The following is a 24204-nucleotide window of genomic DNA, read 5'->3' on the forward strand; positions in this document are numbered from 1 at the left end:
AGCCCCGATGCCACACCATCCCGCGCCGTTGACAGTGGCGGACCCGCCCGGCCGGCCCGTGACCACGCCGGACGGCACCGCGCAGCAGCCGGAGACCGGCCGCCGCAGGTGGCGTGCGGGCACTCTGCGGCAGGCGCACCGCAGGGAAGCTTCCACGGCGTGGGCCTTCGTCTCACCCGCTGTGCTGATCATCCTGGGCCTGAGCGTGCTGCCCGTGGTCTGGTCGCTGCTGCTGTCCTTCCAGGCCAACGACCTGGTCACCCCCAGCCGTTGGGTGGGGCTGGACAACTACCGGGCGCTCGCCGCCGACCCGCACTTCAGCCAGGCGATTCGCAACACCCTGCTGTACACGGTGCTGTTCGTACCGCTCAGCATGGTCGGCGGCCTGGCGCTGGCTCTCGCGCTGAACCGGCGGATTCGCCTGGTCGGGGCCTACCGCACGCTGATCTTCGTGCCGTTCGTGGTGTCGGCGACGGCCCAGGGGGTGCTCTTCTCCTTCATCCTCGACCCCGAGTTCGGCGTCGCCAACTCGATGCTGTCCCGGCTGGGGCTGTCCGCGCAGGGCTTCCTCACCGACCCGGGACAGGCCCTCGCCGTGCTGGTGGCCATCACGCTGTGGAGCGGCACCGGCTTCTGCGTCGTGGTCTACCTCGCAGCGCTCCAGGACGTCCCCCAGTCGCTGATCGAGGCGGCGCGGCTGGACGGCGCGGGCCGCCGGCATGTGCTGCGGCACGTCACCCTTCCCGCGCTCACCCCGGTGACCGTCTTCCTGGTGCTGTGGCAGACCATCCAGTCCCTCCAGGTGTTCGACCTGGTCTACGTCACCACCAAGGGCGGCCCGCTCGGCTCCACCACGGTGATCGTCTACTTCATCTGGGAGCAGGCGTTCAAGAGCTTCACCGCCGGATACGGCGCCGCCGCCGCGTATGTGCTGGCCGTGGCGCTGGGCCTGATCGGCGTCGTGGCGCGGATCGTCCGGGGCCGTACGCACACCGAAGGAGCCGCACGATGACCCTCACCGCGCCGAGAGCCGGCACCACGCACCCCGCCACGGCTGACGAGTCCCGGCCGGGCAGCGCACGGCGGCGGGTACGGCTGCCCTTCAGCGGCTGGCACCTCCTGCTGGCGCCGCTGGCCCTGGTGTTCGCGCTGCCGCTGGTGTGGCTGCTGCTCAGCTCGGTGATGAGCGACGCGGAGATCAACCGGTTCCCCCCTGCGCTGTGGCCCTCGGGCATCGACCTGGGCGGGTACCGGTACGTACTGGGCAACGCGCTGTTCCCGCGCTGGTTCCTCAACTCGCTGATCGTCTCGGCCGTCGCCGTCGCCGCCAATCTGCTGTTCGGCTCGCTGGGCGGTTACGCCTTCGCCCGGATGCGGTTCGCCGGCTCCAAGGTGCTGCTGGTCCTGATGCTGGCGACGATGGCCGTACCGTTCCAGCTCACCATGATCCCCACGTTCCTGGTGATGAAGCGGCTCGGCCTCATCGACTCCCTCGGTGCGCTGATCGTGCCGTCCCTCGTCACCCCGTTCGCGGTCTTCCTGCTGCGGCAGTTCTTCCTCTCCCTGCCCCGGGAGCTGGAGGAGGCGGCCTGGATGGACGGCTGCTCCCGGCTGCGGGTGCTCTTCACGATCGTGCTCCCGCTGTCCCGGCCCGCGCTGAGCACCGTGGCCGTGCTGACGTTCCTGACCACGTGGAACGACCTGACCTGGCCGCTGATCGCCATCAACCACGACACGCAGTACACGCTGCAGCTCGGCCTGACCACCTTCCAGGGGCAGCACCACACGCGGTGGTCGGCCGTCATGGCCGGGAACGTGCTCACCGTGCTGCCCGTGCTGCTGGCCTTCCTCGGTGCGCAGAAGTCGTTCATCCGCTCCCTCACCTCAACCGGCCTCAAGGGGTAACAGCAACCATGCCGCACAGCCACGACCTGGTCGTTCTCGGCGACGCCAACCCGGATGTCGTCGTCGGACCAGTGGACGGACCGCTCGCCTTCGGGCAGCGCGAACAGCTCGTCGACTCCGGAGCGCTCACCCTCGGCGGCTCCGCCGCGATCATGGCCTGCGGCGCCGCGCGGCTCGGGCTGTCGGTCGCGCTCGCGGGCCGCGTCGGCGACGACGAGGCAGGGCACTTCGTACGCGACGCGCTCGCCGCACGCGGCGTCGACATCTCGGCGCTCCGGGTGGACCCCGAACTGCCCACACCCCTCACGGTCGTGGTCACCCGGGGCAAGGGCCCGGCCGGTGACCGGGCCATCCTCACCAGCCCCGGCACCCTGGCCGCCACCGACGGAGACGACGTACCGCCCGGGCTGCTCAGCTCGGCGCGGCACGTCCACGCCGCCTCCTACTTCCTGATGCCCCGGCTGGCGCGCGCCCTGCCCGCGCTGCTGCGTACGGCACGCTGCCACGGAGCCACCACATCGCTGGACACCAACGACGACCCGGTCGGCCGCTGGGACCCGGAGGGGCTGGCCGCCGTGCTCCCCGTCACGGACTTCCTGCTGCCCAACGCCGCCGAGGCCGTCGCCCTGGCCGACGCCGACGCGGGTGCGGGTGCGGATGCCGGTACGGGAGCAGGACCCGGCGCCGGGAGTTCGCTCGCCGCGGCCGCGGCACGGCTGGCCGCACGGGGGCCGGTCACCGTCGTCAAGAACGGTGCGGACGGGGCCTTCGCCCACGACGGTCGCTCCCTGGTGCACACCCGCGGCATCACCGTCACCCCGCGCGACACCGTCGGAGCCGGAGACAGCTTCGACGCCGGATTCGTCGCCGCCATCCTCGCCGGACTTCCGCTCTCCGGGGCACTGGAGACGGCCGCCGCCTGCGGTGCGCTCTCCACCCGCGCGCACGGCGGCACACCGGCGCAGCCCACCTGGGAGGAAGCCCGCGCCCACACAGCCCTTCTCGCCACCACCGACTGAAAGAGCGTCATGACCACCAGCACCACCCCCAAGATCAGCTTCATCGGCGCCGGCAGCGTCGTCTTCACCCAGGGCCTGCTGGCCGACCTGTTCGCCTTCCCCGAGCTGCGGGGCGCCCGTATCGCCCTGCACGACATCGACCCCGAGCGGCTTCGGACCGCGGAGGCCGCAGCGCGGCAGATCGCCCAGGCGTGTGGCGCCTCCCCCCACATCACCGCGCACGCCGACCGCCGCGCCGCCCTCACCGGCGCCGACTTCGTCATCAACAGCGTCCAGATCGGCATGGGTGAGGCCACCCGCACCGACTTCGAGGTGCCGGCCCGCTTCGGGGTGCGCCAGACCATCGGCGACACCCTCGGCGTCGGCGGTATCTTCCGTGGGCTGCGGACGTTCCCGTTCCTCGAGGCGCTCGGGAAGGACATCGCCGAGGTCTGCCCGGAGGCGTGGCTGCTCAACTACACCAACCCGATGGCCATGAACGTCCAGTACCTCGTCCAGGCCACTGGGCTGACCCGGGTGGTGGGGCTGTGCCACTCGGTGCACTGGACCATGCACGGCCTGGCCGAACTGGTGGGGGTGCCCTTCGACGAGGTGACCTACCGCGCCGCGGGCGTCAACCATCAGGCGTGGGTCCTGGAGTTCGAGCACGGCGGCACGGATCTGTACCCCGAGCTGGACGCCCTGATCGACCAGGACCCGCAGCTTCGCCGCCGCACCCGCGTCGACATGTACCGCAGGCTCGGCTACTACCCGACCGAGACCAGCGAGCACTCCGCCGAGTACGTCCCCTGGTATCTGCACCACGACAGCGAGATCGAGCGTCTCAGGCTGCCCGTCGGCGCCTACCTGGACATCGTCGCGGAGAACGTGGCCGAGTACGAGCGCACCCGCGACACCCTCGCCGCCGGGCGTCCCCTGGAGGCCGAGGGAACGATGGAGTACGCGCCGCAGATCATCCACTCCGTGGCGACCGGCACACCCCGGACCGTCTACGGCAATGTGCCCAACCGCGGACTGATCGACAACCTGCCCTCCGCGGGCACCGTCGAAGTGCCCTGCCTGGTGGACGGCTCGGGTGTCCAGCCGACCAGGAACGGCCCGCTGCCCGCCCAGTTGGCCGCCCTCAACCGCACCTATCTGAGCACCACCGAGCTGGTCGTACGCGCTGCCCTGGAGGATGCGCCGACCGCCATCCGGCAGGCCGCCATGACCGACCCCGCCACGGCCGCCACCCTGTCTCCGGAGCGCATCTGGGAGCTGTGCGACGCCATGGTCGAGGCCCACGGGGACCGCCTCCAGCCGGGGCTGCGCACCCTGCTGGGGAGCTGACGGGGGCCGGGTGGGGAGCTGACGTGGCCACTCCGCCCTTCGTACGAGGGGCCGTCCGGCCATCGCGCTACCCGGCTGTGATGCCGCCGCCGACCGTGTACCCGCGGCCCCCGGCAGTGGCCGAGACGGTGTACTCGTCGTCCGCGCTGCTCCGTTTCCCCGATCCGTGGTCGTACTGCCCGGCGAAGACATGCCGTCCCGGCGGCACGGAGCGGCCCTTCTTGAGCGTCCAGCGGTAGACGAGGGAACCGTTCTCGTGCCGTACGTCCTCCTCGAAGTCGCCGGGCGGCCGGGTGCGCCAGGAGCCGGTGGAGGTCAGCGGAGTCCGCTCCGCGAGGCGCAGTTCCACCGTCAGCGCGGAGAGCGGTTTCTCGGTGCGGACGGTGACCTCGGTCTGGGACCAGTAGTCGTTGCCGCCCGGGTCGAGCGCGCCGCTGGACCGCAGCGGCCCCGCGACCGCCGTGGGCCGGCCGGTCCTGGGCGGCCCGGCGCTCGGCGCGGGTTGTGTCGAGGTGCGGACGGTCGGAGGGCGGCCGTCCCCGGCAGTGGGCCGGTCCGCGTGCCGTGCCCACAGCGCCGTGGTGCCGCCGAGGGCCAGCACCACCACGAGGGCGCCGGCCGCGGCCGCCACCCGCGGCCAGGCACGGGTACCGGGACGGGGCCGGTGCGCGGGGGGTCGGAGCCCACGTCGCGGGCCGCGGCGCGGCTGCCGTGAGGTACCGGGCTCCTCGACGGCACGAGCGATCCGGGCGAGCATCCGCGCGCGGTCCGGCTGGTGTGCGGCGGCCGCGGCACGCAACCGGGCGTCGAGCGGCTGCTCGGTGCCGGGCTCCTCCGGTTCTGGGCGCTCGTTCATCAGGTGTACCGTCCTGTCTTCCCTCCGCGCAGCGCCAGAACGGTCTCCACGCTACGGGCCGCGTCCTGCTCGGTGGGTGTCAGCAGCCTGGCTAACTCCGCCATGCCCCGTGAGGTCTGGCTCTTCACCGTGCCGGTCGATATCCCCAGTACCCGTGCCGTCTCCCGTTCCGAGACGTCGAAGGCGTGCCGCAGTACCACGCAGGCGCGGCGGCGGAACGGCAGCCGGGCGAGCGCCTCGCGTACGTCCAGGACCGCGGGGACGTCGGGGCCACGGGTGGGCTCTTGGTGCCGCGTCCAGAACAGCGCGATCCTGCGGCGTTCGCGGGTGCGGCTGCGGACGTGGCTGCGGGCGAGGTTGGTGACGACTCCGCGTGCGTAGGCCACGGGGTGGTCGGCCGTGCGGACGCGGTCCCACTGGTTCCAGAGCACCACGAAGGCGTCCGCGGCGAGGTCGTCGGCCTCTTCGGAGTCGCCCAGCAACAGGTGGGCCAGCCGGGCGAGTTCGCCGTGGCACCGCTCGAAGAAGGCGTGGAACTCGCTCGTCGGGGAATGCACGGAGCCCCTCCTGTTCGATATGCCGGTCACCTACCGCTATGCCGCACACCCCCGTGCGGCGGTGAGGTTACCAGGGAGTTGGGGGGCTCCGGAGGCCGTTGTGCCGCCCCGGCGAACCGGCCCGTTCCCGCGGACGGCAAGGAGCGGTTTACGCTCGGCGGATGGCCAAGTACTTCGACGTGCACCCCGAGAACCCGCAGCGCCGCACCATCAGCACCGTGGTCGACAGCATCCGCGCAGACGCGCTGATCGCGTATCCGACCGACTCCTGTTTCGCTCTGGGGTGCCGACTGGGCAGCCGGGACGGCATGTCCCGCATCCGCACCATCCGCAACCTCGACGAGCGGCACCACTTCACCCTCGTATGCCAGAACTTCGCGCAGCTCGGGCAGTTCGTGCACGTCGACAACGATGTGTTCCGCGCGATCAAGGCGGCCACCCCCGGCCGCTACACCTTCATCCTCCCCGCGACCAAGGAGGTGCCCCGCAAGCTGCTGCACCCGAAGAAGAAGACGGTCGGAGTGCGCATCCCCGACCACGTCGTGGCGCAGGCCCTGCTGACGGAACTCGGTGAGCCGCTGCTCTCCAGCACCCTTCTCCTGCCGGACGAGGAGGAGCCGATGACGCAGGGCTGGGAGATCAAGGAGCGGCTCGACCACGTGGTGGATGCCGTGGTCGACTCGGGTGACTGCGGCACCGAGCCGACCACGGTGGTGGACTTCTCCTCGGGCACCGCCGAGATCGTCCGCACCGGGGCCGGCGACACCGCGCGCTTCGCGTAGGTACGCCGAACGGGCGCGGGGAGTGTTGCACCGGACCGCGGCCGGGTACCCCGGCAGGGGCCGCCGGACGAACCGGGAAGAGCCCCGCACCCACCCCGGAACGAAGGAGCAGCAGTGAAGTTCGGTGTCTCGACCTTCATCACCGACCAGGGCATCGGGCCCGCCGCGCTGGGGCGCGCCGTCGAGGAGCGCGGCCTGGACTCCCTGCTGATCGCCGAGCACACCCACATCCCGGTGGCCCGCCGCACGCCCTACCCGGGCGGCGGGGACCTGCCGGACGTCTACTACCGCACCCTCGACCCGTTCGTCGCGCTCAGCGCGGCCGCCTCGGTCACCGAACGGCTGCTGCTGGGCACCGGCGTCGCACTGGTGGCCCAGCGCGATCCGATCACCACGGCCAAGGCGGTGGCCTCCCTCGACCTGGTCTCCGGCGGACGGGCCGTCTTCGGGGTCGGCGTCGGCTGGAACCGGGAGGAGATGGAGAACCACGGCACCGACCCGCGCACCAGGGGACGCCTGGTGGACGAGCGGCTGCGGGCGATCCGCGAGCTGTGGACGGCGGACGAGGCCGAGTTCCACGGGGAGTTCGTGGACTTCGATCCCGTCTACTCGTGGCCGAAGCCGGTCCAGCGGCCGCACCCGCCCGTCTACGTGGGAGGCGGCGAGGGCGCCTTCCACCGCGTGGCGGCGCTCGGCGACGCCTGGCTCGCCAACAGCGTCCCGCCCGGGGAACTGGGCCCGCAGATCGAGCGGATGCGCGCCGTCGCGGGCCGGGACGTACCGGTGACCGTCTACGCGGTCTCGAAGAAGCCGGAGGTCATCGAGGAGTACACCCGGCTCGACGTGGAGCGGCTGCTGTTCTACCTGCCGACCATGCCGGAGGCCGACACCCTCGCATACCTCGACCGGCTCGCCGACGTGGCCGGGCGCTTCAGCTGAGCGGCCGGGAGCAGCCGTGCCGGGAATGACGGGCGAGGAGGCGCGCCGGCGGTTCGCCGGGGCCCGCCTCGCCCACCTCGCGACGGTCGACGGCTCCGGCCACCCGCACCTGGTTCCCGTGGTGTTCACGGTGCGCGGCGACACCGTGGCGTTCGCCGTCGACCACAAGCCGAAGCGGACCTCCCGGCTGAAACGGCTGGCCAACATCGAGGCCGACCCCCGGGTCAGCCTGCTGGCCGACCACTACGACGAGGACTGGGACCTGCTGTGGTGGGCGCGTGCCGACGGCACGGCAACGGTGCTGCCGCCCGCTGACGCGTCGGCCGCCTCCGCCGGGCATGTGCGCCGCCTGGGGGACAAGTACCGGCAGCAGTACGGCGGCAACCCGCCCGCGGGGCCCGTCGTGGAGATCGCCGTGGCGCGCTGGACCGGCTGGCAGGCCACCGGCTGACACCTCCGGCGCCGACACGACCGCCGGGCGCCTTGCGGCCGTTCAGGACGACGGCGTGGGGCGGACGGCGAGGATCGCGATGTCGTCGTCGCTGTCGGCGCCCAGTCCGATGAGGAGTTCGTCGCAGAAGACGTCCAGGGGTTCGCGTGCCAGCTCCGCCGTGTGCCTGCGGAGCAGCGCCAGCCCCTTGTCGAGCGAAGCGCCCCGGCGTTCGACGAGGCCGTCGGTGTACAGCAGCACGGTCGAACGCGCGGGCAGCGGAGTCCTGGCGCCGCGTCGGGGCAGTTGCGGGTCCATGCCCAGGAGCAGCCCGGCGCCCTCGTCGAGATACCGGGTGTCCCCGTCCTCGGTCGTCAACAGCGGCGGCGGGTGCCCGGCCGAGGAGTGCCGCAGTTCCCATGGGCCCTGCTCCGGGCCTTTGACGAGGGCGTAGACGCAGGTGGCGGTGGCTTCGCGGTACAGGCTGTGGTTGGCCAGGTCCAGCCGGCGCAACACCACCTCGGGGGGCTCCCTGCGGTCGACGGCGATACCCCGCAGCATGCTGCGCAGCTGGCTCATGGCCACGGCCGCCTCCAGGTCGTGACCGGCCACATCCCCGATGACCAGCGCGGTCTCGCCGCCGGGTACCAGGAAGCAGTCGTACCAGTCGCCGCCGACCTGAGCGGTGGTGGAGGACGACGCGTAGCGCGCTGCCACCTGGAGGTGCTCGCTCTCCGGCAGCACGGGAAGCAGCGAGTGCTGGAGACGCTCGGCGATGTCCCGGGTCTCCTGGTAGAGGCGGACGTTGTCGACACCGAGTGCGAGGTTGCGCACCAGGTCGTCGACGAGTGGGAGGTCCTTCTCGGTGAACGGCCTTCGCCCTTCGCCGCGGGCCACGGTCAGCGCGCCGAGCACTTCCCGCCGGACCCGCAGCGGGGCCACAACGGCGCTGGTTCCCCCCAGCTGTTCGAACAGCTCCAGATGGCGGGCGTCCAGTGGGTGCGCCTGGTTGACCGCCGGGATCTCGGTGAGGAGCAGCGGGCCGGCGCCGCGCAGCACCCGGGCCAGCGGCCCGCGCGCCGCCTCGGACACCGGAGGCAGCCGCCCCTCGCGCACATCGGGGGTCATCCGCCAGGGTTCGCGGTGGGCGACGCTGACCCGGTCGACGTGGCCACGCTCGTCCAGCAGGTCCAGCACACACCAGTCCGCCAGCCGCCGGGTCAGGACGCGGCACACGTGCTGCAGCCCCTCGGTCAGGTCCGGGGAGCCGCTGAGCGCACTGCGGGTGTCCGTCAGCAGGGACAGCCGCTCCAGCGCCGTCACATCTGTCTCGCCGCCGCTCGTCACCCCGGACGGCTCCAGGAGCTGGGTCCCGGGCTCGTACTGCTCGTCCGGCTCCGCCTGGGGCGCCGCTCGTTCCTTGCGGGGTTTGCGCTCCGACGGGTCGACCGCGCGGGGGGTGAGCTGGGCGACGAACACCGTACGCCCGTCCGCCGTCTCCTGGGTCTGGATGAGCAGGCGGACGGGGATCTGCCGGCCGTCGCGGTGCAGCGCGGGAAGGGGGACGGAGCGACCCAGGATCCGGGGCCGGCCGGTGAGCTGGAGAGAGGTGAACGCCGAGACATGGCGCTGTCGCAGGTGCTCCGGGATGAGCACCGTCAGCGGTTGGCCGAGGAGGTCGTCCTCCTGCCAGCCGAGAAGGTCGGCGGCCGGGTCGTTGGCCGCCACGATCCGGTCCTCCTCGTCGGCTGCGATCGTCGGGACCCTGCTGTCCCGCACCTGGCGGGGGTCCCACGAGGCCAGCTCCGACGGGCTGGCCCCCGGCTCGCGGGGGACCACCGTCCACGCGGTGGGCTTCCCACCGGAGAGCTGGCTGGTGATCTGGTCGAACAGCCACTGGTGGAAGACGCGGTTCTGCGGGAGGGACGGCCGGGTGAGGAGCCGCTCGTCCCCGGCCGCCTCCTCGGCCATCTCGAGTACCCGGCGCAGCGTGAACAGCGCGGGTGCGGCGTCCGCCGGTACGGACACCCGGAGGGAGCGGATGTTCCCCTCCGAGGGCTGCGTCCGGCGAGCGGCCGCCACACAGGCGGTGAGCACATTGCTCATGTCGTGGGCCGTCGCCAGATCCTGCGGCCGCACACTGATCCCGTCACCGCCGGCCGCGGCCAGCGTCAGCTCGCGCAGCAGCGCGTTGCGGCGGTACCCGGCGGCGGTGTACAGCGCATCCGGCATGTCCACCAGCGTCACCGTGTCGAGCGGGCCGGAGGGCGGCTCGGCGTTCGCCCAGCCGGAGGGCGGCGAGGCCGAACCGTCCGGCCCCAGCTCGAACCACACGGTCTTGCGTTCCTCGCCCGTCTCGGTTCCGTACCGCGCCGCGAGCTCCTCCACCAGGACCAGGCCCAGCCCCGTGCCGGGGTCCGGGCGGCGCTCCTGCGGCACCAGCCCGCGGGCGGGCAGGCGATCGCTGACCTGCACCCGGACCGTGTCGCCCGACCGGCTGACGGAGACCTCGAACTCGGTGCGTGCGTGCAGCACCGCGTTGGTCGCCAGCTCGCTGAGCAGCAGTTCGGCGGTCTCCGCCAGTTCCTGCGGCGCCCCCGCCAATTCGGCCCGCGCGTTCCGGCGGGCCTCCGCCACGCTCTCCGGCTGCGCGGGGAAGCGCCGCACAGGCGCGTGCGGCGGCCTCGGCGGTCCCGGCGAGCTGAGGTTGCCCATGGGCTCCAGTCTGCTCCAGAGGCCCCGCACCCGGCCGTGCTCGCCACGCCCGTACCGCCCACCGGTCCGCCCGCCTCCGCCAGCGGAGTGAGGGGCGCGGCGGGCATGATTGAGCTTCAGGGCCGCGGCGGTGCCGTTGCCGGCCAACTCTCCGGCGGCCTTTTCGTATTCGACCTGGAGCACGGCGTTGGACGGCCGTCGTCCGCGGCGCGCAGCAGGGCCTCACCCGCCGTGGCGCGCCGGAGCCTCCCGGGCGGTCAGACGTGTGGTGACGGGTGAGCGACGACGGCGCACGAGCGGGCCGCCCCTGTCGACTGCTCAGCGTGCGGCTTGTGGCCTGAGATCCCGCTCCAGCCGAAACCGCTCCAGGACCACCGGGGTGGAGTCCTTCACGGTGAAGGAGGGATCGCCCAGCAGGCGGCGCAGTTCATCGCCGTGCCAGAACCGCTCGTGCGCCGCACGCCACTCCGCGAGCGTGGTGTGCCCCTCGCCCTCGTCCACCGCGTGCGCGGTGTCGACCTCGCCCAGCGGTACGACGCGTACCGCCACCACCTCGATGACGGCGACCGGTCGCTCTTCGGAGTTCACCACGACGGCGCGTCGGCCCACCTCGGGAAGCGGCTCCTCCTCGACCTCGTACGCCCTCAGCAGGCCCGTGGTGGCGGTCTTCCTGCCGTCGAGGATCGCCGCCACCAGCCGGTCGCGGAGCGGTCCGGGGAAGGCGAACTCCTCCCGGGGCAGTGCGTCGAGACCCGGTTCGTGCGTCATGGCGCACCAGCCTACGGCCCGGGCGGCCGTCATCCGCACGCGCGTTCGGCGGGTCAGCGGGGGAGGGGCGGGCGGGACTTGGAGGCGGCCACCAGTTCGGGGACGGTGGCCAGCTTGGCCCGCGGCCGGCCGGTCCGGCTGCCGCGGGACCGCTCGGCGCGGTCGATCGCGGCCATTCCGCGTGCGTCGACCAGGTGCCGGCTGCGGCGGCGCGCCAGGCGCCGGAACGCCTTCCCCGAGTGGGCGGGCTCCGGGAGCGAGCCCTCGGCGGCGTCGCTCAGCAGCGTGGCGACGGTCTCGGCGGCGCAGGCCCGGTTGGCGCCGATGCCACCGGAGGGGCCGCGCTTGATCCAGCCCACCACATAGGTGCCCGGGCGGCCGGTCACCCGGCCGCCCAGGTGCGGGACGGTGCCGCTCTCCTCGTCGAACGGCAGCCCGGGAACGGGTGCGCCGCGGTAGCCGACGGCCCTCAGCAGCAACCCGGCCCGGATGTCGAGCTCCCCGGCGCTCCCGGTGACGCGTACGGTCTCGAGGCCGGCAGCCGTCCCGCCCGTGCCGCCGCGCATCCGCACGGGAGCGGAGTGGAAGCGGAAGACCAGCCGCCGGGCCGCCGCGGTCGGCGGCCGGGAGTAGTCGACTTGTGCGCGCGGGAGGTCCCGCAGCAGCGCTGCCTTGTCCTGCGGACCCGCGGCGTCGATCGCCGCGCCGGTACGCGGGTCGTGGTCGTCGATGACCTGTTCCACTCCGGGCAGCTGGGTCAGGGCGAGGAGTTCGGGTCGGGTGCAGGCGGCGTCCTGGGGCCCTCTGCGGCCCAGCAGCACGACTTCCCGGACGGCGCTCGTCCGCAGGGCGGCGAGCGCGTGGTCCGCGATGTCCGTCCCGGCCAGCTCCTCGGGGTCCGTCAGCAGGATGCGGGCCACGTCGAGGGCGACGTTGCCGGTTCCGACCACCACGACCCGCGATGCCGACAGGTCGACGGCGTCCGCCGGGACATCCGGGTGGGCGTTGTACCAGGCCACGAAGGTGGTCGCGGCGATCGCGCCGGCCGACTCCTCGCCGGGGACGTCCAGCCGCCGGTCGCCGGGGGCGCCCACCGCGTAGATGACGGCATCGTGGTGGGCGGCCAGCTCCTCGGCCGTGATGTCCTCGCCCACGTGCACGCCCAGCAGCTCCGCACACGCGGGTGGTCGTGGAACCGGGCGAAGGCGTCACCGATCTTCTTGGTCGCCGGGTGGTCCGGTGCCACGCCGTACCGGATGAGCCCGCCCGCCACCGGGAGCCGGTCCAGCAGGGTCACCTCGGCGGCGGTGTGCAGCAGCAGGTCCTCGGCCGCGTACATACCGGCAGGACCGGTGCCGACGACGGCCACCCGCGGCGCGGTGAAGTCGGCGGGCAGGGTACGGGTGAAGGCCGGCGCGCTCCAGGCGTGGAAGACCGGGCTGCCGGTGTCGGGGCGCGGCCTGGGGGAGTCCGCGTAGTAGGCGGCGTTGATCTCGGCGTATACGCGCTGCGGGCCGGTGAGGCTGTCGACGGGGAAGACGGCGTCGACCGGGCAGGCGTCGGCGCAGGCGCCGCAGTCGATGCACGTCTCGGGGTCGATGTAGAGCATCTCGGTGCTGCCGAAGTCCCGCTCGCCGGGGGCGGGGTGGATGCAGTTGACCGGGCAGACGGACACACAGGTGGCGTCGTTGCAGCAGTTCTGGCTGATGGCGTACGTCATGGGACCAGTTCCGTGAGCGGCGGGCGGCGGGTGCTGGGGGACGCAGAAAGCAGGGGCGCGGGACGGCGTGCCGGAGGGACGGGCGCGTCAGATCAGGTGGGCCCGCTTGTAGAAGACGAGCGCCGGCCTGGTCAGCAGCCGGGCCGAGGCGAGGAACTCCATCAGGCCCGCGCAGCTCGAACGCAGCATCGACTTGTGGTGCTCGTTGGCCCGCGCCTCGGCGATCGCGCGCTGTTCGTCCAGCCCGGCGTTGGCGTACACCTTCTTGTGCACCATGCTGGTGACGATGACGTAGGAGGCGACGGCGATCACGAAGGCGTTGATCTGACGGCGCAGCCATCCCGCCTTGGCCAGCCGTTTGCGGGTCTCGTCGCGGGCGAACTTCATGTGCCGCGACTCCTCCACGACATGGATGTTGTTGATCGTACGGACGAACGGCACGACCCGCTGGTCCCGCATCCAGTCCCGCTGCATCACATCGAGGACCTCCTCGGCGACCAGGATCGCGGCGTAGGCGGCCTCGCCGAACGCGAGCGTCTTGAAGGCCCTGCCCAGTTCCCGGGCGACCCGGCGCGGCTGGTAGGCGGGCGCCCCCAGCTTCTTGGCGCCGCGGGCGAACATGATCGAGTGCCGGCACTCGTCGGCGATCTCCGTGAGCGCCCACTGGACGGTCTCCTGCGACGGGTCCTTCGCGTAGACGTCGCGCAGGATCATCTGCTGCAGGATCATCTCGAACCAGATCCCCGTGCCGGCCACCGAGGCGGCCTCCTGGCGGGTGAGCTCCTTGCGCTGCGCGTCGGTCAGCTCGGCCCAGTACGAGGTGCCGAACAGGGTGCTCCACTCCGGGCTGGTGCCGTGGAAGTCCTTGTCCAGCGGGGTGTCCCAGTCGACTTCGGTCCGCGGGTCGTACGACAGCGTCGCGGAGGAGTCCAACAGACGCCGGGCGATGCCGTCTTCCTCGGTGCCGTGCGGAATTCCCGGCCGGGTGGTGCTGCTTGCCATGCTGCGACTCCTCGGTTCGGATAGCGGGCCGTTCCCTGCTGGCCGTCGGCGTGCTGAGGCGCCCCAGGAGGCGCCCCGGAGCCTCTTGTTAGACGGACTGTATAACAAGGGAAATGCCGTGCCTACCCTCCAGTAAGGAGCGTCGCTGGAGAAGGAGCGAGCGCGATGTTGTCGTGGCCCGGGAGCGTCACCGCGGTCAGCGGGGGAGCGCCCTGGAGCTCCGCGTGCAGCAGTTGCCGCAGCCGCTGTGCGCTCTCCCGGTAGAAGCGGTGCTGCGTCCAGCGGCCGAACAGCGCGAACCCGGTCCGGATGACGGGGTTGAACATCGGCGCCCGCCGCGAGTAGCCGGTGATGCGGAACTCCACGGCTCCGGTCCGCAGCCGCTTGACGACCTTGTAGGTGAGTTCGCCCTGTTCGAGATGGCCCTGCAGGGTCCGGTAGGCCCACCCCCATACGCGCGAAGCGGTCTCGCCGCTGCCGTCCGTCTCATCGATCACGGAGGTCACCCGTACGCCCATGTCGAAGCGGAGCCCGGCGAACCTGCCCTCCAGGAGCATGTCCCGGCCCAGTAGCGGGGTGTCGGTGCGGTAGAGCGCGCGCAGGATTCCCGGCTCGGCGAACTGGTAGTCGCGCACCAGGCGGCAGGCGATGTCCCAGGCCCCGCCCCGCACCGGGTCACCGGCCGGCTCGTGGGCCAGCGGCTGGCAGAGCGAGTCGATGTGCCAGCGTGAGTTCCAGGTGGGCAGGCGGTTCCCGGTCGGAGGGCCGTAGTTGACCTTGCGGTCGGACAGGGAGTGCAGCGCGGCCACGGCCGGTGCACGGTACAGCCGCCGGTCACGCAGCATGGGTGCTGCCGGGGCGGGAGCGCGTGCCGCCCCGCCCGAGGCGCCGCTCGCCGGCTTCCCGGAGCCGCTTGATTCCCGGCCGGCAGCGCCGGGTCTGTTCGTATCCCCCCAGCCCCTGCCCCATCAGCCACAGCTGGGGCGCCCACAGGCCGACGAACAGGGCGCGGCGCTCGGCGTTGCCGCGTTCGTCCTGGTCGACGCCGGCGGCGCGCATCCAGAAGACGATGCAGAGACCGACGGAGCCCATGGACGCCAGTTGCAGATGCGTTCCGCGAAGCCCGATCCGGTACATCAGCTTTTCGAGCAGCACGCCGACCTCCTGGGGGCTGGGATGGCGCAGACAACCTCGATACGCGCTCATGTCCTATTCATGGTGTCATAGGTGGTATGTTCCTACATCGTCAGATGCGTCTCGGAGCGTTCGCCCCGGCCCGGACCGGCACTGACGACTCGTCCGCACGGCAGCCCGGCAAGCCGTCGCCGGGGCGGCGGCTCGGTACGCTGCTGCGCTTCCCGGTGGGCGTCGTACTGGTCTCCTGGGAGTACATGTGGCGGGTGACCGCGCTGCACCGCACCGAGGCGGAGGGGGACGACGGCGATCTGCCGCCGCCGCTGCCCGCCGAGCTCGTCGACGAGCTCACCAAGCGGCTCGCCGACGGGGTGGGGCCGATGTTCCACCGCCGCTTCAGCGTCCTGGTCCAGGACGCGCGGGCGACCCCCGAGGCGCTGATCGACGCCATGGCGGCCGACCTGAACCGGCCCGCTCCCTCGACCGTCGCCGTCTTCCACAAGACGCTGGGTGACGGCGCGCCCGCGTGGGTGGGCGACGAGTACCGCGTACAGATGCCCGGCCCCTGGGACGGCCCCGTCCGGGTGCTCCACCGCGACCCGGTCACGATCCGGCTGGGCACGCTGCACGGTCACCTGGAAGCGGGGCAGATCCAGTTCGCGGCCCACGACGACGGGGAGGGGCTGCGGTTCTCGGTCGAGGCATGGTCCCGCGCCGGTGACCGGTGGGCCGACCTGCTCTACAGCCGGCTGCGGGTGGCCAAGGAGATCCAGTTCAACATGTGGGTCCACTTCGCCCTCGGCGCGGCGGCACTCGCCGGCGGCCGCCCGCGAGGGGGTGTCTCCATCGAGACCCGCCGCATCCCGCCGGAGGCTTGCGAGGCGGCCGAGCACTGCTAGTAGGGCCCCAGTCGATCAGGGGCTCCCCCTCAGCGCATCCGGCTCTACTCCCGCACCGCGACGCTGCGCCGCACCGGGACGGCCGTCGGATCGCCGGCGAACGGCTGCGGAGAGTGGGCGCGGCTGCCCTCGATGTCGCTGAAGACGGTGCGCAGCTGGGCGCGCATGGCCGTTCGGGCGCGGTCCGTGTCGCCGCTGACCACCGCCTCGAAGATCTTCGCGTGCTGGATGGCGAACGCGGCCGATGAGGCAAGGTCATGCTCCGGCTGGGGGCGCCGCCCCCGGCGGGGTGAGCACCCGGCGAGGGCTCGTCCGCCGGGGGCCGCTCGTCACGGCTCCCGGTGCACCTTGGTGTTGGACGCCTGCGCACGGGGCCGGACGACCAGCAGGTCGACGTTGACGTGGCTGGGGCGGGTGACGGTCCACGCGATGGTGTCCGCGACATCGTCGGCGGTCAGCGGCTCGGCCACGCCCGCGTACACCTTCGCCGCCTTCTCCTCGTTGCCGTGGAAGCGGGTCAGCGCGAACTCCTCGGTCCTGACCATCCCGGGGGCGATCTCGATCACCCGCACCGGTTCGCCGACGACCTCCAGCCGCAGCGTCTCCGCGAGGACGTGCTGGGCGTGCTTCGCCGCGACATAGCCGGCCCCGCCCTCGTACGTGGCGTGCCCGGCGGTGGAGGAGAGCACCACGACCGTACCGTCCCCGCTCGCGGTCAGCGCGGGCAGCAGGGCCTGGGTGACGTGCAAGGTCCCCAGCACGTTCGTCTCGTACATCTGCCGCCACTCCTCCGGGTTCCCGGTGGCGACAGGGTCGGCGCCCAGCGCGCCTCCCGCGTTGTTCACCAGGACGTCCAGCGCCTCGAACCGCTCGGCGAACGCGTCGACAGCGGCGCGGTCCGTCACATCCAGCGGGTACGCCTCGGCCTCGTGCCCCGCGTCGCTGAGCTGAGCGGCCAGCTCCGCGATGCGGTCCGCGCGCCGCGCCGTGAGCACCACCCGGTAGCCGGACGCCGCGAGCCGGCGGGCGGTGGCGGCACCGATGCCGCTGCTCGCGCCGGTGACGACGGCGGTGCGGGACGAAGTGGCGTGCGCGGTGGTGCTCATCGACGCTCCTGGATGCTGCGAATGGGCGGTCTGCTCATGCAAAGGCTATGCGTGCGGAGCGACGTGGCAGGTAGCCGCCCCGGGTTCACCGGCCGGGAGGGGCGAGCGGGTCGAGCTTCTTGTGGAAGCAGACGCGGTGCTGCCCCGGACCGTCGTAGTCGCTGTGCACGGGCAGTCCGTCGACCTCGCGGTCCCCGGGTTCGAGGGTGAAGCCCAGCGCGCGGTGGAAGGCGATGGAGCCGGCGTTCGCCGGGGAGGTGATCGCCCGCACCTCGGTCCTTCCTGCCTCGACGGCACGCTCGAAGAACGCCGTGTAGAGCGTGCGGGCCATGCCCTGTCCCCGCAGCGCGGGGTCCACGCCCACGAAGTGGATGTAGGCCTCCTGGTCGTTGTCGGCGGCGTGGAAGCCGACGAGGAATCCCCTGACGCCCGTGTCGTCCTCCAGCACCAGGCTGGTGCCGGCGAAGAACTGCAGGAACAGCTTGGGCAGCAGCAGGGACAGCTCACGGGCCTGCTGCGGTGTGCGGGAGTCGCCCCACCACCGCTGTACGCACGTGACGATCGTGCCGTGGTCGCGGACGTGGGCCTGGCGCAGTGCGGGCACTCTTCCCCCTGGGTTCCGTTCCGTTCCCAGCCTTCCATCTCGGAGCGGGGGCACTGCAGTTGGGCTCCGGGCGGCGAACGGGGTGGCGGTGATGCGCGACTACAGGGAGTCGAGCCAGCGCAGGAGGCGGGTTCCCTCGCGGGTCATGATCTCCGGGTCGCGCAGCGCGTTGGCCAGCAGCGACATGCCCTGGTAGGCCCCGACGAGGGTGACCGCGTGGTCGTCCGCGTCGGGCAGCCCCAGCGCGCGGAACTGGGTTGCCGCCCAGTCCAGCAGCAGCCGGATCACCGCACCGGCTTCCGTGTCGAGGTTTCCGTCCGCGCGCTTGTCGAGCTCGACGGCCAGGGTGCCGGTGGGGCAGCCGTGGCGTGCGGCGATGTCACGCTGCTCGACCCAGCCCTCGACCAGGGCCTTGAGGCGTGCCCGGGGGTCGGGCAACTGGTCGAGCCGCTGGGTGAGTTCGGCCAGGTGCGTGCTGTGCTCGGACAGCGCCGCCTGGACCAGCTCGTCCTTGGTCTTGAAGTAGTAGTAGACGTTGCCCACGGGGACGTCGGCGGCGCCTGCGATGTCGGCGAGTGTGGTGCGCTCGACGCCCTGCTCGTGCAGGACCCGGGCCGCCGCGGCAGTGAGCCGGCGGCGCTTGTCGGCTGCCCGCGCCCTGGGCTTCGCTGAGTTGGTCACCCAACCAACTATAGGCAGGACCGCATCGGCCGTGCTACGGTCTTCTCATTCAGTCAGTCAACTAACTCACTTCGGGGGTTGCAATGATCGTTGTGACAGGAGCCACCGGCAACATCGGCCGGACACTGGTGGAGCGGCTGGCCGCGGCCGGTCAGGAGACACTGGCCCTCTCCCGTCGTCCCGGGCCTTCCGAGGCGCCGGCCGGTGTGCGGTACGCGCAGGCGGACATCGGGGACTCCGCGAGCATGCGGCCGGTCCTCGAAGGCGCCGACGCCCTCTTCCTCCTGCTGGGCGGCGAACTGAACATGCGGGGAGAGCCCGCGAGCGAGCTGCTGGAGGTGGCGCGGAGCGCGGGGGTCGGGCGGGTGGTCCTGGTCTCGTCCCAGATCAACCGCACCCGCCCGGAGGCTCCTTCGCACGCTCGGCTGCGCGAGTTCGAGGCTGCCGTGCGTGACTCGGGGCTGGAGTTCACCGTCCTGCGTCCGGCCGGCTTTGCCTCCAACGCGTTCGCCTGGGCCGAGCCGGTCCGCGTCAAGCGCACGGTCTTCGCCCCGTTCGCCGATGTGGCGCTGCCGGTCGTCGATCCGGCGGACATCGCGGAGATCGCCGCCGCCGCACTGTGCGAGGACGGTCACGCGGGCCGTACGTACGAGCTGACCGGCCCGGAGACGATCAGTCCGCGCCGCCAGACCGAGGCCATCGCCGAGGCGCTGGGCGAGGAGGTCGCCTTCGTGGAGCTGTCCCGGGAGGAAGCCCATGCGCACCTGGCGCAGTTCATGCCGGAGGAGGCCATCGGCGGCACCCTGGACATCCTCGGTGCACCGCTCCCGGCCGAGCAGGAGATCAGCCCCGACATCGAGCGCGTGCTCGGCCGCCCCGCGGGCTCGTTCGGCGCCTGGGCCGGACGCAACGTGCCGGCATTCCGCTAGGTCCTGCCCGGGCGGGAAAGGCCGGGGAAAGGCCGGGGGGATGGCTGGGCGGGGACCCCGGGGCAGGCCCCCCGGGGCACCAACCGCCGGAGAGGGCTAGGGCGCCGACGAGGGCTCCTGCCAGCGGGACCAGGGCAGGGCCTCGCGCCAGCCGGGCCGGTCGAAGGCCCAGGCCTGGAGCACCCTGGCCACCGGTTCACAGCCGATGATCGGGGGCTGCGCGGGGACGTGGGCCTGGAAGTGCCGTTCGGCGCTGCCCTCGCGGTACTCCACCTGGTAGCTGAAGTCGTCGTTGAGATGGACCTGCATGTAGTGCTGGCCCAGGGGCTGTCGGCGGGGCCGCTCCACGATGACGAACCGAAACCGCAGGTTCATGTCCGCCAGCAGGTCGTACAGCTTGTCCTCCGAGGGATCGTCCCAACGGGTGCCGTCCCACTCGATCGCGCGCAGTTCCGGTGTCGCCATGCGGGGGACTGTACAGACCGCGCCCCCTGGCCCAGGGGGCGCGGTCCCGGTCGTCGGACCTGAGGCGCGAGGCCCGCGTACGACGGTCCGGCCGCCGGGTCAGAGGAAGCTGACGTTCTGGGCGAGGGAGAGCTCGCTGGAGTAGTTGATGGTGTTGGTGGCCGACCGCATGTACGCCTTCCAGGCGTCGGAGCCCGACTCGCGCCCGCCTCCGGTGTCCTTCTCCCCGCCGAAGGCGCCGCCGATCTCGGCTCCCGAGGTGCCGATGTTGACGTTGGCGATGCCGCAGTCGGAGCCGGCGGCGGAGAGGAAGATCTCGGCTTCCTGCTGGTCGCGGGTGAAGATGCTGGACGACAGCCCCTGAGGCACGTCGTTGTGCAGCGCGATCGCCTCCTCCAGGGTGTCGTAGGTGAGTACGTAGAGGATCGGCGCGAAGGTCTCCTCCCTGACGACGTCGGTCTGTTCGTCGACGCGGACGAGCACCGGCTCGGCGTAGGCGGCCTGCGGGGCGGCCTCGGACAGCCGCCGGTTGCCGCCGGCCAGGACCTTGCCGCCCTGCGCCTGGACTCGTGCCAGCGAGCTGTTCATCTTCTCCAGCGCCCCGGCGGAGATGAGCGGGCCGACCAGCGTGTTCTCGTCGAACGGGTCGCCGATGGGAAGCTTGCGGTAGGCGGCTGTCAGCCGTTCGGTCAGGGTCTCTGCGATGTCGCGGTGGACGATGAGGCGGCGCAGCGTCGTACAGCGCTGTCCGGCGGTGCCGGCGGCGGCGAACACGATGCCCTGGACGGCGAGGTCGAGGTCGGCCGAGGGGGCGACGATGGCGGCGTTGTTGCCGCCCAGCTCCAGCAGGCTGCGGCCGAAGCGGGCCGCCACCCGGGGGCCGACCTCGCGGCCCATACGGGTCGAGCCGGTAGCGCTGACGAGGGCGACACGGGGGTCGTCCACCAGCCTTTCCCCGACGGCCCGGTCGCCGAGCAGCAGCCGGTGCACCTCGCGGGGCGCGCCGACGTCCTCGGCGGCACGTGCCAGCAGCCGGTCGCAGGCCAGCGAGATCAGCGGAGTCAGCTCGGAGGGCTTCCACACGACCGTGTCGCCGCAGGCGAGAGCGACGGCGGTGTTCCACGACCAGACGGCCGCGGGGAAGTTGAAGGCGGAGATGACGCCGACCACGCCGAGCGGGTGCCAGGTCTCGGCGAGCCGGTGGCCGGGACGTTCGGAGGCGATGGTGCGGCCGTACAGCTGCCGGGACAGACCGACGGCGAAGTCGCAGATGTCGATCATCTCCTGGACCTCGCCCAGGGCCTCGGACCGGATCTTGCCGGCCTCGATGGTGACGAGGTCGGCCAGATCGCTCTTGTGCTCGCGCAGCAGTTCCCCCAGGCGGCGTACGAGTTCCCCGCGGCGTGGGGCCGGAGTCGTGCGCCAGGTGAGGAACGCGGCGCGGGCCTCGGCGACCGCGGCCTCGGCCTCGGCGGCTGTGGCGGCCCGCAGACCGAAGAGGTCCTCGCCGGTGATCGGGGACCGCGCGGAGAAGTCGTCGCCTTCGGGAACGGCGACGCCGAGCGTGCCGAGGGCGGCCAGCGCGCGGGTACGCAGCTCGTCCGTGGTGGGCAGGGCGGTACTGGTCATGGGACTCCTTAGGAAGAGGAGGGGCGGACGGAGGTCAGGTTCCGGAACGGTGAGCTCAGATGAGGGAGCCGTCGACACCCAGCTCGCGCGCCACCCGGGTGAGGGAGCGATGCTGCTCCTGCTCGTAGAGCGCGAAGGGATCGAGCACCTCGCGTCCGATGGCCTCGGAGAGCCATCCGGCGTCGTAGGCCGTCCCCTCCTGCTCGCTGTGGCGGGTGCCCTCGGAGGTGAGGTTGGACTGGAAGATGCCGGCGGCCGAGCGGGGCAGGAAGTCCTCGTAGACCACGGGCTCGGCCCGCACCCACCCCCGCCGTACCAGCTCGCTGACGCTCTCGGGTACGGGGCCGCCGTCGCGGGGCCGGTCGGCGGCCACCTGATAGGTGAAGTACGCCAGCCCCTGGGCGGCGAGCTCTTCCTCGGTGGCGGGCATGTGCCGCTCCCAGACGGAGCGGGCGACCTCGGCACGGGACGCGCCGGGCTCGGCTCGGGAGCTCTCCTCGTCCACCAGGGCGAGCAGCTTGTCGTACAGGGCCCGGCCCGCGCGGGTGAGGGCGATGCCGCGCGCCTCCACCTCGCCGAAGCGCACCCGCAGCGCGCCGCTGACGACGTCGCCGTCCGGTGTGCGCATCGCGCGGGGTTCGGCCAGTGCCCGGAACGAGGTCTGGCGCAGCAGGACATCCGGCCCCCGCCACGCGGGCGGGCCCTGGATGGTGTCGATCATCTCGATGCCGCGCTCGGTCATCCGCCGGTACAGCTCGTCGATGTCCAGCACGCGCGGCGTGAGGTGGTTGATGTGCGTACTGCGCACCCCGCCGATGTCGGCGGCGACCGCGGAGACGCGCTCCAGCGTCTCGTACCAGGCCTTGTCGACCGGTTCCGGGGACAGTTCGAAGGCGCCTACGGCGAGTTCGAGGAAGCGCTCGGCTTCCTCGTGCGGGAGTCCCCGGTCGGCTGCGGCGCGGTCGGCCAGCGTGAGCAGCTCAGGGGGGAAGAGCTCACGGGAGGCGAGGAAGTTCTCCAGGCGGGCCCGCAGCCCGGGGTCGAAGAAGCGGGGGTCGGCCGGGGTGAGCATGGAGGTGAAGACCCGGAACGGGTTGCGGGCCAGCTCGTCGCCGTCGACCGGCCGGAAGGCGGTCGAGACGACGGGTACCGCGCTGGCGGCCGCCTCGCGCAGATCGTAGAAGCCGACCGGATGCATCCCCAGCGCCGCGAAGACCCGGGCGACCTGTCCCAGCTCCCGCGGCGTGCCGACGCGGATGGCGCCGTGCCTCTCGGCGGTCACCCGGCTGATCGAGCCCAGCCGTTCGGCGTCGGCGCCCTGGGCGCGCAGGACGTCCTCGTTGACCTCTTGCGAGACGTCCACCAGCGTGGTGTAGGCGGGCACTTCCCGCCCGTACATCCCGGAGAGCCGCGCGGCGAAGGCGGCCCGCAGCTGCCACTGGCTGAGCGTTGACATGGTTCGGCCTTTCGCTTCGGGGTTCAACGGCGCCTCGCTTCGGGGTGCGACTGCCCGTCGCGCTTCGGGGTGCGACCGCACGCTCGGTCACACCACGTGGGCTTCCGGGCGGACCTCGGCGCCGGTACGGAACCGGTCCGCGCTCAGCGGGGAGATGTCGGCGAACGGCCGGCGTCCCAGACACAGGTCGCGCATGACCTCGCCCACGGCCGGCGCCTGGAGGAAGCCGTGGCCGGAGAAACCCGTGGCGTAGAGGAAGTTGTCGACGTCGCCGGAGCGGCCGATCAGCGCGTTGTGGTCCGGGGTGTTCTCGTACAGACCCGCCCATCCGCCGACGGTGGTCATGCCGGCGAGTTCGGGTGCGCGGCGGCGCGCCATGGCGCGGAACAGCTCCAGCCATTCGGGGGTCCAGGTCGTGTCGAAGCCGTCCGGCTGGTCGGGGTCGGCCAGCCCGAACAGCAGCCCGTCGTCGCTGTTGTGGAAGTAGGCGCTGGAGGCGAAGTCGATGGTGAAGGGTATGCGTGGCGCGGGCGGGTCGAGCGGTGCGGTGAAGGCCAGTTGGCGGCGTACGGGCCGGACGGGCAGGCTGATTCCGGCCATCTCGCCGATCTGCCGGGACCAGGCGCCCGCCGTACAGACGACGGTGCGGCAGGAGAGGGCGCCGTGATCGGTGTGCACCCGGGTCACGCGGCCGCCCGCCGTGTCGAGGCCGGTGACCTGCGTGTGGGTGGCGATGGTGACCCCGGCATCGGCGGCGGCCTTCGCGTATCCCTGGACGACCAGTCCCGGGCGGGCGTGGCCGTCGGTGGGGGAGTAGGCGGCGGCCAGGAGGCCGTCGGTGCTGACGTAGGGGCACAACCGCTGTGCCTCCTCGGGGCCGGTCATACGGGTGGGCACACCCAGACTGTTCTGTACTGCGACGCTGGTCTCGAAGTCCCGCAGCTGATCCTCGCTGGTGAGCAGGAACAGATAGCCGACGGACTCGAGCCGGATGTCGGCGCCCGGGCGGGTGGGGAAGTTCTGGTAGGCGTGCAGGCTGCGGTGGCCCAGTTCGATGTTGAGCGGGTCGGAGAACTGGGCGCGTACGCCGCCGATCGGCTTGCCCGAGCTGCCACGGCCCAGGTCGCCGCGTTCGAGTACGACGATGTCGCGCACCCCGGCCTCGGCGAGGTGGAAGGCGGTGCTGGCACCCATCACCCCGCCGCCGATGATCACGACATCGGCGGAGTGCGGCACGGTGCGGAAAGCGGAGGAGGGCATGAGGCCGATCCCTTCCAAC

At 72.2% G+C, this 24204-nt stretch carries 24 protein-coding genes and 1 pseudogene; 9 read left to right on the plus strand and 16 right to left on the minus strand.

What is annotated here, in order from left to right; translation table 11 throughout:
• The first annotated feature begins 7 nt into the window (after positions 1–7).
• From HC362_RS31095 to HC362_RS31110, 4 genes are read left to right on the plus strand one after another with little or no spacing between them, the layout of a single operon-like run.
• Entirely contained in the window at positions 8–1012 is a 1005-nt protein-coding gene (locus tag HC362_RS31095; RefSeq protein WP_243087612.1) for a sugar ABC transporter permease, read from the plus strand.
• Positions 1009–1905 carry a carbohydrate ABC transporter permease gene (locus HC362_RS31100; RefSeq protein ID WP_243087614.1) on the plus strand — a complete coding sequence of 299 codons (897 nt, stop codon included), beginning with the start codon at positions 1009–1011 and terminating at the stop codon, positions 1903–1905. Before HC362_RS31095 ends, HC362_RS31100 begins: the two co-directional genes overlap by 4 nt.
• A gap of 8 nt (positions 1906–1913) precedes the next feature.
• Positions 1914–2924, plus strand: a complete 1011-nt coding sequence (locus HC362_RS31105) for a carbohydrate kinase family protein (protein ID WP_243087615.1) — start codon at positions 1914–1916, stop codon at positions 2922–2924.
• Positions 2925–2933: 9 nt separating this feature from the next.
• Positions 2934–4253: an alpha-glucosidase/alpha-galactosidase gene (locus tag HC362_RS31110; protein WP_243087616.1), complete on the plus strand. Its 1320-nt coding sequence runs from the start codon at positions 2934–2936 to the stop codon at positions 4251–4253.
• A 67-nt stretch (positions 4254–4320) separates the two neighbouring features.
• Here HC362_RS31110 and HC362_RS31115 read toward each other — a convergent pair whose 3' ends face one another.
• Complete coding sequence (locus tag HC362_RS31115; RefSeq protein WP_243087618.1) at positions 4321–5109, minus strand: hypothetical protein; 789 nt, start codon at positions 5107–5109, stop codon at positions 4321–4323.
• Positions 5109–5666, minus strand: coding sequence for a SigE family RNA polymerase sigma factor (locus HC362_RS31120; RefSeq protein WP_243087620.1), 558 nt, complete (start codon positions 5664–5666; stop codon positions 5109–5111). Before HC362_RS31120 ends, HC362_RS31115 begins: the two co-directional genes overlap by 1 nt.
• Positions 5667–5827: 161 nt before the next feature.
• Here HC362_RS31120 and HC362_RS31125 point away from each other — a divergent pair, with 161 nt between their 5' ends.
• The 3 genes from HC362_RS31125 to HC362_RS31135 all read left to right on the plus strand — a co-directional run bounded on the left by HC362_RS31125 (position 5828) and on the right by HC362_RS31135 (position 7838).
• Complete coding sequence (locus HC362_RS31125; RefSeq protein ID WP_243087622.1) at positions 5828–6448, plus strand: L-threonylcarbamoyladenylate synthase; 621 nt, start codon at positions 5828–5830, stop codon at positions 6446–6448.
• 114 nt (positions 6449–6562) lie between these two features.
• Positions 6563–7387 carry an LLM class F420-dependent oxidoreductase gene (locus tag HC362_RS31130; protein WP_243087623.1) on the plus strand — a complete coding sequence of 275 codons (825 nt, stop codon included), beginning with the start codon at positions 6563–6565 and terminating at the stop codon, positions 7385–7387.
• 16 nt (positions 7388–7403) lie between these two features.
• Positions 7404–7838 (plus strand): TIGR03668 family PPOX class F420-dependent oxidoreductase, encoded by a 435-nt coding sequence (locus HC362_RS31135; RefSeq protein WP_243087624.1) that lies wholly within the window; start codon positions 7404–7406, stop codon positions 7836–7838.
• A gap of 42 nt (positions 7839–7880) precedes the next feature.
• On the opposite strand, the gene HC362_RS31140 is transcribed toward HC362_RS31135, so the two are convergent.
• The 6 genes and pseudogenes from HC362_RS31140 to HC362_RS31165 all read right to left on the minus strand — a co-directional run bounded on the left by HC362_RS31140 (position 7881) and on the right by HC362_RS31165 (position 15228).
• On the minus strand, positions 7881–10532 hold the full coding sequence (locus HC362_RS31140; protein ID WP_243087626.1) for a SpoIIE family protein phosphatase: 2652 nt from the start codon (positions 10530–10532) through the stop codon (positions 7881–7883).
• Between the two features lie 318 nt (positions 10533–10850).
• Positions 10851–11300: an ASCH domain-containing protein gene (locus HC362_RS31145; RefSeq protein WP_243087627.1), complete on the minus strand. Its 450-nt coding sequence runs from the start codon at positions 11298–11300 to the stop codon at positions 10851–10853.
• 53 nt (positions 11301–11353) lie between these two features.
• Positions 11354–13020: pseudogene (locus HC362_RS31150) on the minus strand (FAD-dependent oxidoreductase).
• Between the two features lie 87 nt (positions 13021–13107).
• Positions 13108–14022 carry a diiron oxygenase gene (locus tag HC362_RS31155; protein WP_243087629.1) on the minus strand — a complete coding sequence of 305 codons (915 nt, stop codon included), beginning with the start codon at positions 14020–14022 and terminating at the stop codon, positions 13108–13110.
• Between the two features lie 122 nt (positions 14023–14144).
• Positions 14145–14867, minus strand: coding sequence for a DUF1990 family protein (locus tag HC362_RS31160; RefSeq protein ID WP_243087631.1), 723 nt, complete (start codon positions 14865–14867; stop codon positions 14145–14147).
• The gene (locus HC362_RS31165) at positions 14857–15228 is read right to left on the minus strand and encodes a hypothetical protein (protein ID WP_243087634.1); all 372 of its coding nucleotides are present in this window, start codon (positions 15226–15228) and stop codon (positions 14857–14859) included. The genes HC362_RS31160 and HC362_RS31165 overlap by 11 nt, the downstream gene beginning before the upstream one ends.
• Before the next feature lie 44 nt (positions 15229–15272).
• On the opposite strand from HC362_RS31165, the gene HC362_RS31170 reads away from it, so the two are divergent.
• Entirely contained in the window at positions 15273–16055 is a 783-nt protein-coding gene (locus HC362_RS31170; protein WP_243087636.1) for a DUF1990 family protein, read from the plus strand.
• Between the two features lie 44 nt (positions 16056–16099).
• On the opposite strand, the gene HC362_RS31175 is transcribed toward HC362_RS31170, so the two are convergent.
• From HC362_RS31175 to HC362_RS31190, 4 genes are all read right to left on the minus strand, one after another.
• On the minus strand, positions 16100–16258 hold the full coding sequence (locus HC362_RS31175; RefSeq protein WP_243087637.1) for a hypothetical protein: 159 nt from the start codon (positions 16256–16258) through the stop codon (positions 16100–16102).
• Between the two features lie 126 nt (positions 16259–16384).
• On the minus strand, positions 16385–17161 hold the full coding sequence (locus tag HC362_RS31180) for an SDR family oxidoreductase (protein ID WP_243087638.1): 777 nt from the start codon (positions 17159–17161) through the stop codon (positions 16385–16387).
• An 85-nt stretch (positions 17162–17246) separates the two neighbouring features.
• The gene (locus tag HC362_RS31185; RefSeq protein ID WP_243087640.1) at positions 17247–17765 is read right to left on the minus strand and encodes a GNAT family N-acetyltransferase; all 519 of its coding nucleotides are present in this window, start codon (positions 17763–17765) and stop codon (positions 17247–17249) included.
• Between the two features lie 99 nt (positions 17766–17864).
• The gene (locus tag HC362_RS31190; RefSeq protein WP_243087642.1) at positions 17865–18446 is read right to left on the minus strand and encodes a TetR/AcrR family transcriptional regulator; all 582 of its coding nucleotides are present in this window, start codon (positions 18444–18446) and stop codon (positions 17865–17867) included.
• A gap of 83 nt (positions 18447–18529) precedes the next feature.
• On the opposite strand from HC362_RS31190, the gene HC362_RS31195 reads away from it, so the two are divergent.
• Positions 18530–19375, plus strand: coding sequence for an NAD(P)H-binding protein (locus tag HC362_RS31195; RefSeq protein WP_243087643.1), 846 nt, complete (start codon positions 18530–18532; stop codon positions 19373–19375).
• A gap of 96 nt (positions 19376–19471) precedes the next feature.
• On the opposite strand, the gene HC362_RS31200 is transcribed toward HC362_RS31195, so the two are convergent.
• From HC362_RS31200 to HC362_RS31215, 4 genes are all read right to left on the minus strand, one after another.
• Complete coding sequence (locus HC362_RS31200) at positions 19472–19840, minus strand: hypothetical protein (protein ID WP_243087645.1); 369 nt, start codon at positions 19838–19840, stop codon at positions 19472–19474.
• A gap of 99 nt (positions 19841–19939) precedes the next feature.
• A complete protein-coding gene (locus HC362_RS31205) occupies positions 19940–21469 on the minus strand; it encodes an aldehyde dehydrogenase family protein (protein ID WP_243087646.1) in 1530 nt (509 codons plus the stop codon).
• A gap of 55 nt (positions 21470–21524) precedes the next feature.
• A complete protein-coding gene (locus tag HC362_RS31210) occupies positions 21525–22925 on the minus strand; it encodes a VOC family protein (RefSeq protein WP_243087648.1) in 1401 nt (466 codons plus the stop codon).
• An 87-nt stretch (positions 22926–23012) separates the two neighbouring features.
• Complete coding sequence (locus HC362_RS31215) at positions 23013–24185, minus strand: FAD-binding oxidoreductase (RefSeq protein ID WP_243087650.1); 1173 nt, start codon at positions 24183–24185, stop codon at positions 23013–23015.
• Positions 24186–24204 lie beyond the last annotated feature (19 nt).

The organism is Streptomyces sp. 891-h (assembly GCF_022760275.1).
GTDB lineage: Bacteria > Actinomycetota > Actinomycetes > Streptomycetales > Streptomycetaceae > Streptomyces > Streptomyces spirodelae.